Raw genomic sequence first — 13,737 nt, 5'->3', positions numbered from 1 at the left:
GGCCACGGCATCGCTCAACGGTCCACTTTCTCACCCGGGCCGGACCCGCTGCTGCTTTGCGGTCCGGTGTCCGTGCTCTCGTCACTCGGCTGCGTGTTCTCCCCGGCGGCGGTCCGGGCGGCCACGCGCTTGCGGGCGGCGTACATCTTGATGCCCGCCAGCACGAGGAGGAGCACGCCGCCGGCGATGACGAGCATCACCGTCGAGGTGATCTCCGTGGCCTCGACCGTGAACTTGCGTTCCTTGCCGTACGGCACCCCGTCCTTGGTGAACAGCTGGGCCGTGACCTCGACCGGACCGCTCGCGGTGGCGTTGGCCGTGAACTTCACCGACTGGCTGTGTCCGCCCTGGACGGACACCTCCTCGCTGGCCTGACCGCCCTCCCCCTCGAACATGAGGCGGGTGGGGTTGGCCGACTTCAGCCGCAGGACCAGCCCCTGCACGTCCTGGACCAGCCCGTTGGACACGGTGACCGGGATGGTCGCGCTGTGCCCGGAGAGGGTCGCGTCGGACTTCCGGACCAGCCGGACCTTGTCGGTGAGGCTGATCAGGTACTGCTGGACCGCGTCGCGGTACAGCCGGGCCTCCTGGGGGTGGCCCCGCCACGACGTGGACATCTCGCGGTTCGTGGTGTTCCCGAACGGGATGGTGACCCGGTCCGGAGCGCTCAGGATCACCTTGAAGTTGTCGAGCGTGTTCTGCGTGGTGCGGATCTTCTCGAACGCCGCCTGCGGGAGCTCGGTCTTGCGCAGCGCCTCCGGGTACTGGCCGGCACCGGGCACCTGGGTGGTGGCACCCGGGTCGGGCTTGGCCTTGGCCGCGGACTCCAGGTCCAGGGGCTGGGTCCAGCGTCCCGATTGCAGCACCTGCAGCGCGTCGGCCATGGTCCGGGCCTGGCTGGCCGTGGGCATCCGCTGCGGGGCGACGACGAAGCTGCGCTGGGCGTCCGTGCGCTGCAGGTTCAGGGCGAGGCTCTGGGCCAGGAACTCCTGGGTCGCCAGGGTGGCGTTCCCTGCCATCAGCATGTCGCCCTGGAAAGCGGTGGACATCCGGGCGTCGGCGACGACCGCGGTGGCCCCGGCTCCGATGGGGCGGGCCGCCGAGGGCGTGTAGCCGAGGCTGCCGGTCTCCCGGAGGCTGTCGCTGCGGGTCAGCACGTTGTGCGCGCCGGCCGAGGTGGCCACGTTCACGATCGACGGGTCGACGGCGCCGTCGACGGGCCAGGAGAAGTCGGTGGACGGGGTGATGTGCAGCACCGTCTCGACGGCCTGGGCCGCCTTGTCGGTGGCCGGGCGCAGCTGGCCGAGGCTGCCGGAGACGTCCTTGCCGCGGTGCGCGAGCGCGGCGATGTCGGGGTCGGCGAAGGGCAGCGCGACCACCTTCTTGCCCTGGACGGCCTGCTCCAGGGAGTTCAGCCACTGCTCGGCGACCGCCTTGCGCTTGCCCGGAACGGTCTTCCCGTCCGGAGTGCGCACCCGGTAGCCCTTGGTCATCGCGTCGACCGTGTACAGCAGGTCGGGGTCGATGACCCAGGTGACCGGGAGGTCCTTCCCGAGCCCGACCATCCCGCCGAGCCGACCGGTGGGCAGCAGCTCCTCGGCCAGGGTGTCGTCGAGGAACACCGGGGTCTGGGTCTCGTCGGGGAGGGTCTCCGCGGTGAGGTGCGTGGTGGAGATCAGCGGCCACACGAAGGTGAGCTGGGACTTCTTGGCGGAGGCCTCCGGCTGCCAGGGCAGGAAGGTCCGCTCGATGCCCAGGACCTGCTCGTAGGAGCGGCCGCCGGTCTCCCCGGACAGGGTCACGGCCAGCGGGTAGACGCCGTCCTTGTCCAGGTCCAGCTTGTTCACGGGGACCTGGAGGGTGAACTCCTGGCCGACCTTCGCGGGCAGCGAGGCGATCTTCACGGAGTACGCCGGGTCGATCTCGGCGGGGTCCACGCCCGACCGGAACCGGGTCCGCTCGTTGACGTCGTCCATGGCGTCCCGGTCGGCCAGGGCCCGGCCCACGCGCAGGGCCACGCGCGCGTCCCGGACGGTCTCCGTCCCCGTGTTCGTGACCCTGCCGCTGATCTTGAGGGTGTCGTTCTTCACCGGGGCGCTGGGCGCCAGCAAGTCCAGTTGGACGTCGACGGGGCCGTTCCCGTCGGCGGCCCGTGCCTCCGGCGCCGGGGCGTAGACCAGGGCGGCCAGGACCGGGGTCCCGGCGAGCATGACCATGGCGCGCCGCAGCCAGCGGCGCCGGGCAGGAGCGGGGACCGGCCCGTTGAAGTCTCCCGTGTCTGCCGCTTCGGCCACGCGCTCGCCCGTTCCTCGAAGTGTCAGTGGTCGTCGGTTGTGCGTCCACGCATGGTAACGAGGCCCGCCGGGCCCGAGTGCCGCGCACTGCTCCACATGATCGGGCCCGCCCGGTGGGGCCGCGGCCCCGGGGTCTCCATTAAACGGAAGCTGCCGACGGGCGGGGCACGTACCCTTTTCTGTTGTGCCGAACGCCAATGAAGACTCCCCCAGCACCCTGAGTCAGGTGCAGCACCGCGCGGTGAACGAACTGCTGCGGGTCGCCCCTGTCGCCGACGAGCTCGGCCGCCGTTTCCAGGAGGCGGGCTTCCACCTCGCCCTGGTCGGCGGCTCCGTCCGCGACGCGCTGCTCGGACGCCTCGGCAACGACCTCGACTTCACCACCGACGCCCGCCCCGAGGACGTCCTGAAGATCCTCAAGCCCTGGGCCGACACGGTCTGGGACGTCGGCATCGCCTTCGGCACCATCGGCTGCCAGAAGGCCGCCCGCGTCGGAGACGCTCAGCGGAACTTCCAGATCGAGGTGACCACGTACCGGTCGGAGGCGTACGACCGGACCTCGCGCAAGCCCGAGGTGTCCTACGGCGACTCCATCGAGGAGGACCTGGTCCGGCGCGACTTCACGGTCAACGCCATGGCCCTCGCCCTGCCCGAGCAGCGGTTCATCGACCCGCACGGCGGTCTGGAGGACCTGGCGGCCCGGGTGCTGCGCACCCCGGGGACTCCCGAGGAGTCCTTCTCCGACGACCCGCTGCGCATGCTGCGGGCCGCCCGGTTCGCCGCCCAGCTGGACTTCGAGGTGGCCGATGAGGTCGTCGCCGCCCTGGAGGCCATGGCGGACCGGATCGACATCGTTTCGGCCGAGCGCGTCCAGGCGGAACTCAACAAGCTGGTGCTCTCCGCGCACCCGCGGAAGGGCCTCGCCCTGCTCGTGGACAGCGGGCTGGCCGACCGGGTGCTGCCCGAGCTGCCGGCCCTCCGGCTGGAGCGGGACGAGCACCACCGGCACAAGGACGTCTACCACCACACGCTGATCGTGCTGGAGCAGGCGATCGACCTGGAGGAGGACGGCCCGGACCTGGTGCTGCGGCTGGCCGCCCTGCTGCACGACATCGGCAAGCCCCGGACCCGCCGCTTCGAGACCGACGGCCGGGTCTCCTTCCACCACCACGAGGTGGTGGGCGCGAAGATGACCAAGAAGCGCATGACCGCGCTGAAGTACTCGAACGACATGGTCCGGGACGTGTCGCGGCTGGTGGAGCTGCACCTGCGGTTCCACGGCTACGGCGACGGCGAGTGGACGGACTCGGCGGTGCGCCGCTACGTGCGGGACGCGGGCCCGCTGCTGGACCGGCTGCACAAGCTGACCCGATCGGACTGCACCACGCGGAACAAGCGCAAGGCCAACAACCTCTCCCGGGCCTACGACGGCCTGGAGGAGCGCATCGCCCAGCTCCAGGAGCAGGAGGAGCTGGACGCGATCCGGCCCGACCTGGACGGCAACCAGATCATGGAGATCCTCGGGATCCGTCCCGGTCCCGCGGTCGGGAAGGCGTACGCCCACCTGCTGGAGCTCCGGCTGGAGCACGGGCCGATGGAGCGCGAGGCCGCCGTGGCGGCACTCAAGGAGTGGTGGGCCGCCCAGGGCTGACACAGCCCGTGCGGCCGTCCCGCCCGGCTGTCCCTACGCATCTCACGGCGCCATGTTTCACGTGAAACATGGCGCCGTCGCGTTCGGTGCCCTCGGCCCCCGGTGCGCTCGGCCCTCTCGATGTTCCTCCCCGGGCTACGGCTGGGAGGTGTCCCCGGTGAAACCTCGGCCTCCCCGTGCGAGCGCCATCGCGATCGCGGCGTACAGCAGCGACACGGCCAGGACCAGGACCACCGACTTCCCGTCGGGCGGCAGCACCAGCGCGGAGACGGCCGCCGCCCCGACGAAGGCCACGTTGAAGAGCACGTCGTAGACGGAGAAGACCCGTCCGCGGAAGTCGTCGTCCACCCCGGACTGGACCTCGGTATCGGTGGCGATCTTGGCTCCCTGGGTGGCCAGCCCCAGGATGAACGCGGCGGCGAGCATCGGCTCGGGGGTGAAGAACAGTCCCAGGGCGGGCACCAGCACTGCGGCACCCGCCGCGCAGACCGTGATCCAGCCCCGGGTCCCGATCCGGGCCGCCATCGGAGGGGTGGCCACCGCGGCGGCGAAGAAGCCCGCTCCGGAGACGCCGACCGCCAGCCCCAGCAGGGCCAGGCCCTCGGACTCCCGGTCCGACCAGGCGTACCGGCAGAGCATCAGCAGCATCACGAAGAGCGCCCCGTAGCAGAAGCGCATCAGGGTCATCGCGGCCAGCGCCTGGGCGGCCTCCCTGCGCCGGGCCAGGTGCCGGAGCCCCTCCGCCATGCCCCGCACGGTCAGGGCGACGCCCTCGGGGACGGACGGGTACCGGTGCTCGGGATCGTGGTCGGGGCCGAGCAGCCCGACGGCCAGCCGGAGCGAGGCCAGCGCCGCGGCCAGGTACAGGGCGGCGCCGAGCAGCACCACCACGGCGTCGGCCCCGGGGGCGAGCACGCGCACCAGGAAGGCGAGGCCGCCGCCGGCCGTGGCGGCCAGGGTCCCGGCGGTGGGCGACAGGGCGTTCGCCGTGACCAGCTGCCCGGGGCCCACCACCCGGGGCAGGGAGGCGGACAGCCCCGCCAGCACGAAGCGGTTCACGGCGGTGACCGAGAGCGCGGAGGCGTAGAAGAGCCAGTCCGGGACCTGCGCCACGATCAGGATCCCGGTGACGCAGGCCAGGAAGGCGCGGAGCAGGTTGCCGAAGAGGAAGACCTGCCGGCGCCGCCAGCGGTCGAGCAGCACGCCGGCGAACGGGCCGATCACGGAGTAGGGCAGCAGCAGGACCGCCATGGCGGAGGCGATGGCGGCCGGTGAGGTCTGCTTCTCGGGGGAGAACACCACGTAGGTGGCGAGGGCCACCTGGTAGACGCCGTCCGCGGCCTGGGAGAGGAGTCGTACGGTGAGCAGGTTCCGGAAGTCCCTCAGGCGCAGCAGCACGCGCAGATCCCGTACGACAGGCATGAGGGAAGGGTCACACACGCGGAGGGTCCCCGGACACATTGTCCGGGGACCCTCCGCGGAAGAGAAGGCGAAGACTGTGCGTCTCGGCGACGCTTCTTAGCGCTCGACCTCGCCCTTGATGAACTTCTCGACGTTCTCGCGGGCCTCGTCGTCGAAGTACTGGACCGGCGGGGACTTCATGAAGTACGAGGACGCCGAGAGGATCGGGCCGCCGATGCCGCGGTCCTTGGCGATCTTCGCGGCGCGCAGGGCGTCGATGATGACACCCGCGGAGTTCGGGGAGTCCCACACCTCGAGCTTGTACTCGAGGTTCAGCGGAACGTCACCGAAGGCGCGGCCCTCGAGGCGGACGTACGCCCACTTGCGGTCGTCGAGCCACGCGACGTAGTCGGACGGGCCGATGTGGACGTTCTTCTCGCCCAGCTCGCGGTCGCGGATCTGCGAGGTCACGGCCTGGGTCTTGGAGATCTTCTTGGACTCAAGGCGCTCGCGCTCGAGCATGTTCTTGAAGTCCATGTTGCCGCCGACGTTCAGCTGCATGGTGCGCTCGAGGACGACACCGCGGTCCTCGAAGAGCTTCGCCATCACGCGGTGCGTGATGGTGGCGCCGACCTGCGACTTGATGTCGTCGCCGACGATCGGGACGCCTGCCTCGGTGAACTTGTCCGCCCACTCCTTGGTGCCGGCGATGAAGACCGGGAGGGCGTTGACGAAGCCGACCTTGGCGTCGATGGCGCACTGGGCGTAGAACTTCGCCGCGTCCTCGGAACCGACCGGGAGGTAGCAGACGAGGACGTCGACCTGCTTGTCCTTGAGGACCTGGACCACGTCGACCGGGGCCTCGGCGGACTCCTCGATGGTGGACCGGTAGTACTTGCCGAGACCGTCGAGGGTGTGGCCGCGCTGCACGGTCACGCCGGACTGCGGAACGTCGCAGATCTTGATGGTGTTGTTCTCGCTGGCGCCGATGGCGTCCGAGAGGTCGAGGCCGACCTTCTTCGCGTCCACGTCGAAGGCGGCGACGAACTCGACGTCGCGCACGTGGTAGTCGCCGAACTGCACATGCATCAGGCCGGGGACCTTCGACGCCGGGTCGGCGTCCTTGTAGTACTCGACGCCCTGCACCAGCGAGGCGGCGCAGTTGCCCACGCCGACGATGGCTACGCGAACCGAACCCATTCCGGTTGCTCCCTGTTCGTTCTCGGACGAGGACCTGCTGGGAAGCAGGGCCTCAGTGTGTGGTTTCGTCGGACGGCCCGGGACGTCTCTGGTCCCGACCCGCCCGCTCACTCTCGATGAGCTCGTTCAGCCAGCGCACTTCGCGCTCAACGGACTCCATACCGTGACGCTGGAGCTCCAGCGTGTAGTCGTCGAGGCGTTCGCGGCCGCGTGCGAGTGAGGCGCGCATCTTCTCCAGACGCTCCTCCAGGCGGCTGCGGCGGCCCTCCAGGACCCTCATCCGCACCTCGCGTTCGGTCTGGCCGAAAAAGGCGAACCGAGCGGCGAAGGACTCGTCCTCCCAGGCCTCGGGCCCGGTGTGGGAGAGGAGTTCCTCGAAGTGCTGCTTCCCGGCGGGCGTCAACCGGTAGACGATCTTGGCCCGTCGCCCTGCGAGTGAAGCGGCGAGGGCGTCCTCCGGAGCGTTGCCGGGTTCCTCGATCAACCAGCCGTTGGCGACCAGCGTCTTGAGGCAGGGGTAGAGCGTGCCGTAGCTGAACGCCCGGAACACCCCCAGCGAGGTGTTGAGCCGCTTCCGCAGCTCGTAGCCGTGCATGGGGGACTCGCGGAGCAGGCCGAGCACGGCGAACTCGAGGATGCCGGAGCGTCTGCTCATGCGCTCACTTCCTCCCCCACCCCTGAGTTCGCAACTCTTTATGCCGAGCTGATGTATCGACTCGATACATCCGCACGATAGAACGGCCAGGGCCGGACGACAAGCCGACGCCCTGTGACCGGCGTCACATCCTCGATTCACAGCCTGCGGGTTGCCTGTTTTGGGGTGAACTTCGGCACTGGGCAGGTTTTGCGCGTGCGTAGTCTGTGCGCCATGAGCGAGCACCGCCGCAAACCGCCGCAGCCCCAGGGCGGCGGCCGCGCAGCGTCCCGCCGGGCCGCGCAGCAGCGCCCCGGCCGAGGCTCCGTGCCCGGACGCGATGTCCCCACCGCATCGCCCAGCGGTCCGTACAACAGCCCGTACGGCAGTCAGCAGGGCCACGGCAGCAGAGCCGAGGCCCGCCGGGCCGCACAGCGAGTCTCCGGCCGCGGCCGCGGTGGAGGCAACGGAGCGGGGCGACCTGACAAGCGGCTGATCAACTACCCGCGGTCCGACAAGGACGGCTGGCAGCGCTTCCTGCCCTCGTGGAAGCTGGTCGGCGGTACCGCGCTGGGATTCTTCGCGATCGTGACGGCCGGTGCGGGCATCGGTATCGCCATGGTGGGCACGCCCGACCCCAACAAGGCCGCTCAGGCTCAGAACAACGTCTACCTCTGGGCCGACGACACGCAGATGGCGGCCACCGGTGGCGAGACCAACCGGCAGATCGTCCCGATCGACCGGATCCCGCTGTCGATGCGCAACGCGGTGATCTCGGCCGAGAACGCGTCCTTCGAGACCGACAAGGGCGTCGACCCCATGGGTGTGGCGCGCGCCGTGTTCAACATGGCCACCGGCGGCTCCACCCAGGGCGGCTCGACCATCACCCAGCAGTACGTCAAGAACAACTTCCTCAGCTCCGAGCAGACCCTCAAGCGCAAGGTCACCGAGCTGTTCATCTCGATCAAGCTCGGTGTCAGCGAGGAGAAGGACACCGTCCTCGCCGGCTACCTGAACACCGCCTACTACGGCCGGGACGCGTACGGCATCCAGGCCGCCGCCCGTGCCTACTTCGGCAAGGACTGCGACCAGCTCACCCCCTCCGAGAGCGCCTTCCTCGCCCAGGTGCTCAAGGGCCCCAACCTCTACAACCCCGACGGCGGCATCGGCGCCCAGGCCACTCCGGAACTGAACGCCGACCGCGCCCACAAGCGCTGGGCCTGGGTCCTGGACCGCGAGGTCGAGGTGGGCCGGATGACACCGCAGGAGCGCGACCAGGCCAAGGCGTCCGGCTTCCCCAAGCTGATCGACCCCGCGCAGGCCCGCTCGCTCGCCGGCCAGACCGGCTACCTGGTCGAGACGGCCAAGCAGTACGTGATGAGGACCAAGGGCCTCACGCCGGAGCAGATGGCGCGCGGCGGCTACCGGATCCACACCACCTTCCAGAAGCCCAGGGTCGACGCCCTGGCCAAGGCCGTGGACGACACCCGCAAGGACTTCCTCGACCCGGTCAAGCGCCCCCAGTACGACACGAACGTGCAGTTCGGCGCGGCCTCCGTGGACGTGAAGTCCGGTGCGATCGTGGCCTTGTACGGCGGTCCGGGCTGGGACCAGAAGTACTTCAACAACAACGCCAACACCACCGGTGTCCCGGTCGGCTCGACCTGGAAGCCGTACGTGCTGGCCGCGGCCATGGAGTACGGCACCCAGAACTCCGACGGCGAGGGCATCTCGGCCGACAGCAAGTATCAGGCCAACGACCTCACGGTGATCAACAACCGGGAGGGCAAGCCGCTGCGGGACGGCAAGGGCCGGCCCTTCCGGCAGAAGAACGAGAGCACCACCCCGTACGGCTACGTCACGCTCAACGAGTCGATGGAGAAGTCCATCAACGTGCCGTTCGCCCAGCTCGTCTTCGACGTCGGCCACGAGAAGGTGCGCAAGGTGGCCGAGTCCACCGGCATCCTCCGCGACTCGATGAACCCGAACAACGACGCCTCCTTCGCGCTCGGCACCTCCACCCCCAGCGCGATCCGGATGGCCGACTCCTACGCGACCTTCGCCGCTTCCGGCACCCACCACGAGCCGTTCTCGGTGACCAAGGTGGAGAAGGACGGCGTGCCGCTCGACGGCTTCGAGGCCCCCAAGGCGCAGCGGGCGATGGACAACGCCATCGCGGACAACATCACCAAGGTCCTGCAGAACGTCGTCCAGAACGGCACCGGCACCAAGGTCAAGAAGCTCGGCCGGCCGGCTGCCGGCAAGACCGGTACCACCGACGAGAACAAGTCGGCCTGGTTCGTCGGCTACACCCCCGAGCTCTCCACGGCAGTGACCCTCTTCCGGAGCGACCCGAACGCCAAGCAGAAGAAGCTCGAGTCGATGAAGAACGTCGGCGGCATCCCGTCCATCCACGGTGGTGACATCCCGGCCGAGATCTGGACCGAGTACATGAAGGCCGCCCTCAAGGGCCTCCCGGAGAAGGACTTCCCGGAGGCCGAGGACATCGGCGTGACCGCCGACTCCGCCGGCGCCCCCTCGCCGACGCCTTCGCCGAGCCCGACCCCGTCCGCCTCGAAGTCGGACGACCCCGAGCCCAGCCCCAGCCCGTCGAAGCCCACCCCCTCCCGGGGAGGCAAGCCGTCCTGCAAGCCCTGGCAGTGGGACTGCGGCAAGGACGGCGGCACCACCAACGGCACCGACACCGGCGGGATGACGGACGGGGGCACGGACGGCGGCCCCTCCCGCGATCCCAGCCCCACCTTCACCACCAAGCGGCCGGGCCGGAGCGACGGGGGCACCACCAGCGGGAGCACCATCTGGGGAACCACTGACGGCGGCACCGGCGGCTGAAGCCGGTACGGCAGGATGAACGCATGACCAAGGTGCACGAGGACCACCCCGTACCGCCCACCCGGGAGGACGAGCTGGCCGCCGCAGGCAGCGAGCTCATCGGCGGCCCGCTCGGCCGCCACGCCCTGCGGGGAGGCCGCTGGCTCACCCCGGTACGGGTCGTGGTCCTCGTCGCCCTCGGCATGTTCGCCCTGGGCATGGTGCAGAAACTGCCCTGCTACAACTGGGCCTGGTTCAAGGGCGCCAGCTCCCAGTACACCCACGCCTGCTACTCCGACATCCCGCACCTGTTCGTCGTACGCGGCTTCGCCGACAACCTCACGCCGTACTTCGACCGGCTGTCCGGCGACATGGAGTACCTGGAGTACCCGGTCCTCACCGGCCTCTTCATGGAGGTCGCCTCCTGGCTGACCCCGGGCGGCGGCTCCATGCAGCACCGCGAGCAGATCTACTGGATGGTCAACGCCGGCATGCTGATGGCCTGCGCCGCCGTCATCGCCGTCTGCGTGGCCCGGACCCACCGCCGACGCCCCTGGGACGCCCTGCTGTTCGCCCTGGCCCCGGCCTTCGCCCTCACCGCGACCATCAACTGGGACCTGCTGGCCATCGCCCTGACCGCGGCCGCGATGCTCATGTGGTCCCGCGGCCGCGCCCTCGCCTTCGGCATCCTGATCGGGCTGGCCACCGCCGCCAAGCTGTACCCCTTCCTGCTGCTCGGCCCGCTGTTCGTGCTGTGCTGGCGGGCCGGGAAGTGGCGGGCCTTCGGGACCGCGGTCCTGGGCGCCGTCGGCTCCTGGCTGCTGGTCAACCTGCCGGTGATGGTGGGGGCCTGGGAGGGCTGGACGAAGTTCTACACCTTCAGCCAGGAACGCCCCATCGACTTCGGCTCGGTCTGGCTGCTGATCTCCCAGCGCTCCGGAAACCCCCTGGAGGACGCCAACACCTACGGCACGGGGCTCTTCGTGCTGCTGTGCGGGGCCATCGGCCTGCTGGCCCTGACCGCCCCCCGGCGGCCCCGGTTCGCCCAGCTCGCCTTCCTGGTGGTCGCCGTCTTCATCCTGACCAACAAGGTCTACTCGCCGCAGTACGTGCTGTGGCTGATCCCGCTGGCCGCGCTCGCCCGGCCGCGCTGGCGCGACTTCCTGATCTGGCAGGCGGGCGAGGTCGTCTACTTCCTCGGCATCTGGATGTACCTCGCCTACACCACCAGCGGGGACAAGCACCAGGGCCTGCCCGTGGAGGGCTACCAGCTGGCCATCGCGGCCCACCTGCTCTGCACCTTCTACCTCTGCGCGGTCGTCGTACGCGACGTCCTGCGGCCCGAGAAGGACCCGGTGCGGCGGGACGGCTCGGACGACCCCTCCGGCGGAGTGCTGGACGGGGCCGAGGACGTGTTCGTCCTGGGAGACGCCGCGAGGGCGCCGCGGTACGCGGCGCCCTCGGAGGGACAGCGGGTCGAGTGGGGCGCCGACCGCTAGCGGTCGACGGAGCGGTCGAACTGGGTGGTCGTGTGCCGCAGGTGCGCGACCAGCTCGTCGCCGACCTTCGGCTCCGTCGCGTCCGACGGCACGAACACGATGGACACCTGCATGTGCGGGGGCTCCGCGAACCAGCGCTGCTTGCCCGCCCACACGAAAGGCGAAAGGTTCCGGTTGACGGTGGCGAGGCCGGCCCGGGCCACGCCCTTGGCCCGCGGCATCACCCCGTGCAGCGCCTTCGGCGCCTCCAGGCCCACGCCGTGGGACGTGCCGCCCGCGACCACCACCAGCCAGCCGTCCGAAGCGGTCTTCTGCTGCCGGTAGCCGAAACGGTCCCCCTTGGCCACCCGGGTCACGTCCAGCACGGTGCCCTTGTACTGGGTGGCCTCGTGGTCGCCCAGCCACAGCCGGGTGCCGATCCGGGCCCGGAAACGGGTCTGCGGGAACTGCTGCTGGAGCCGTGCCAGCTCCTCCGCGCGCAGGTGGCTGACGAACATCGTGTGCAGCGGCAGCCGGGCCGCCCGCAGCCGGTCCATCCAGCCGATGACCTCCTCGACGGCGTCCGTGCCGTCGGGCCGGTCCAGCGGAAGGTGCAGGGCGAAGCCCTCCAGCCGCACGCCCTCTATGGCGGCCGCCAGCAGCCCCAGGTCCTGCTCGGACACACCGTGCCGCTTCATCGAGCTCAAGCACTCGATGACCACCCGGGCGCCGTGCAGACCGTGCAGACCGTCCACCGAGGACACCGAGCGGATCACCCGGTCCGGCAGCGGCACCGGGTCCTCGCCCCGCCGGAACGGGGTCAGGACCAGCAGGTCCCCGCTGAACATGTCCTTGATCTTCTCGGCCTCGTAGGTGGTGCCGACCGCCAGGATGTCGGCTCCGAGCCGGGTCGCCTCCTCGGCGAGCCGCTCGTGGCCGAAGCCGTAGCCGTTGCCCTTGCAGACCGGGATGATGCCCGGGAACTGGTCGCACACCTGCTTCTGGTGCGCACGCCAGCGCGCGGTGTCGACGTAGAGCGTGAGCGCCATACCCGCCTTGAACCCTTCTCTCGGCTTCTTATCGCTTCTCAGCGACGCGACATGTAGATGTCGAGCGCCTTGTGCAGCATCTTGTTCAGCGGGAAGTCCCACTCACCGACGTACTCGACGGCCTCGCCGCCGGTACCCACCTTGAACTGGATGAGACCGAACAGGTGGTCGTTCTCGTCCAGGGTGTCACTGATGCCGCGCAGGTCGTAGACCCCGGCGCCCAGCGCGTAGGCGTCCCGCAGCATCCGCCACTGCATCGCGTTGGAGGGACGGACCTCGCGCTTGTGGTTCGCCGATGCGCCGTACGAGTACCAGACGTGCTGGCCGACGGTGATCATCGTGGCGGCGGCCAGCGGCTCCCCCTCGTGCGTGGCGATGTACAGCCGCATCCGGTTGGGGTCCTCGGAGTTGAGGGCCGTCCACTGGCGCTGGAAGTAGCTGAGCGGGCGCGGGCGGAACTTGTCCCGCTCGGCCGTGATCTCGTACAGGTGCTGCCAGGTCGGCAGGTCGTCGTAACCGCCCTGGACCACCTCGACGCCGGCCTTCTCGGCCTTCTTGATGTTGCGGCGCCACAGCTGGTTGAAGCCCTTGAGGACGTCGTCCAGGGAACGGTTCGCCAGCGGCACCTGGAAGACGTAGCGCGGCTGCACGTCGCCGAAGCCGGCCCCGCCGTCCTCACCCTGCTGCCAGCCCATCCGGCGCAGCTTGTCCGAGACCTCGAACGCGCGCGGCTCGATGTGCGAAGCCTCCACGTCCCGCAGGCGCTTGACCTCGGGGTCCTGGATACCGGACTTGATGGCGGCCGCGTTCCAGCGGCGGATGACCACCGGCGGGCCCATCTTCACGGTGAAGGCGCCCTGTTTCTTGAGGTGGGCCAGCATCGGCTGGAGCCACTCGTCGAGGTTCGGGGCGTACCAGTTGATGACCGGACCCTCCGGCAGGTACGCGAGGTAGCGCTTCACCTTGGGCAGCTGGCGGTACAGGACCAGGGCCACGCCGACGAGCTCGCCGGAGGCGTCGAACCAGCCGAGGTTCTCGTTGCGCCATTCGTTCTTCACGTCGGCCCACGCCGGGACCTGGCAGTGGCTCGCCGAGGGCAGGCTCTGGAGATAAGCCAGATGCTGCTCTCGGCTGATGGTCCTCAGGGACAGGCTCATGCGGGGCGTCTCCTCCGGCGGCTTCGCTGGGTATGTCGCGA

At 69.9% G+C, this 13,737-nt stretch carries 9 protein-coding genes; 3 read left to right on the top strand and 6 right to left on the bottom strand.

From position 1 onward, the window contains the following. Window positions 1-14: 14 nt before the first annotated feature. Entirely contained in the window at window positions 15-2,210 is a 2,196-nt protein-coding gene (locus AC067U_RS09900) for a DUF6049 family protein (protein WP_478829569.1), read from the bottom strand. A 268-nt stretch (window positions 2,211-2,478) separates the two neighbouring features. On the opposite strand from AC067U_RS09900, the gene AC067U_RS09895 reads away from it, so the two are divergent. Beyond that, window positions 2,479-3,945: a CCA tRNA nucleotidyltransferase gene (locus tag AC067U_RS09895; protein ID WP_478829140.1), complete on the top strand. Its 1,467-nt coding sequence runs from the start codon at window positions 2,479-2,481 to the stop codon at window positions 3,943-3,945. A gap of 135 nt (window positions 3,946-4,080) precedes the next feature. On the opposite strand, the gene AC067U_RS09890 is transcribed toward AC067U_RS09895, so the two are convergent. The 3 genes from AC067U_RS09890 to AC067U_RS09880 all read right to left on the bottom strand — a co-directional run bounded on the left by AC067U_RS09890 (window position 4,081) and on the right by AC067U_RS09880 (window position 7,201). Next, window positions 4,081-5,367, bottom strand: coding sequence for an MFS transporter (locus AC067U_RS09890; RefSeq protein WP_478829139.1), 1,287 nt, complete (start codon window positions 5,365-5,367; stop codon window positions 4,081-4,083). A gap of 96 nt (window positions 5,368-5,463) precedes the next feature. Continuing rightward, window positions 5,464-6,546: an inositol-3-phosphate synthase gene (locus tag AC067U_RS09885; protein WP_478829138.1), complete on the bottom strand. Its 1,083-nt coding sequence runs from the start codon at window positions 6,544-6,546 to the stop codon at window positions 5,464-5,466. A 52-nt stretch (window positions 6,547-6,598) separates the two neighbouring features. Further along, the gene (locus AC067U_RS09880) at window positions 6,599-7,201 is read right to left on the bottom strand and encodes a PadR family transcriptional regulator (RefSeq protein ID WP_478829137.1); all 603 of its coding nucleotides are present in this window, start codon (window positions 7,199-7,201) and stop codon (window positions 6,599-6,601) included. A gap of 213 nt (window positions 7,202-7,414) precedes the next feature. Here AC067U_RS09880 and AC067U_RS09875 point away from each other — a divergent pair, with 213 nt between their 5' ends. Further along, entirely contained in the window at window positions 7,415-10,033 is a 2,619-nt protein-coding gene (locus AC067U_RS09875) for a transglycosylase domain-containing protein (protein WP_478829136.1), read from the top strand. 23 nt (window positions 10,034-10,056) lie between these two features. Next, a complete protein-coding gene (locus tag AC067U_RS09870) occupies window positions 10,057-11,511 on the top strand; it encodes a glycosyltransferase family 87 protein (RefSeq protein WP_478829135.1) in 1,455 nt (484 codons plus the stop codon). Here the strand turns inward: AC067U_RS09870 and AC067U_RS09865 are convergent. Together AC067U_RS09865 and AC067U_RS09860 are read right to left on the bottom strand one after the other, a co-directional pair. Continuing rightward, on the bottom strand, window positions 11,508-12,539 hold the full coding sequence (locus AC067U_RS09865; protein ID WP_478829134.1) for an alanine racemase: 1,032 nt from the start codon (window positions 12,537-12,539) through the stop codon (window positions 11,508-11,510). The two genes, AC067U_RS09870 and AC067U_RS09865, sit on opposite strands and share 4 nt — an antisense overlap. 38 nt (window positions 12,540-12,577) lie before the next feature. Beyond that, window positions 12,578-13,696: a lipid II:glycine glycyltransferase FemX gene (locus tag AC067U_RS09860; RefSeq protein ID WP_478829133.1), complete on the bottom strand. Its 1,119-nt coding sequence runs from the start codon at window positions 13,694-13,696 to the stop codon at window positions 12,578-12,580. Window positions 13,697-13,737: the final 41 nt, after the last annotated feature.

The organism is Streptomyces sp. NPDC043853, from assembly GCF_056436025.1.
This window is presented reverse-complemented; position numbering and strand designations above follow the sequence as displayed.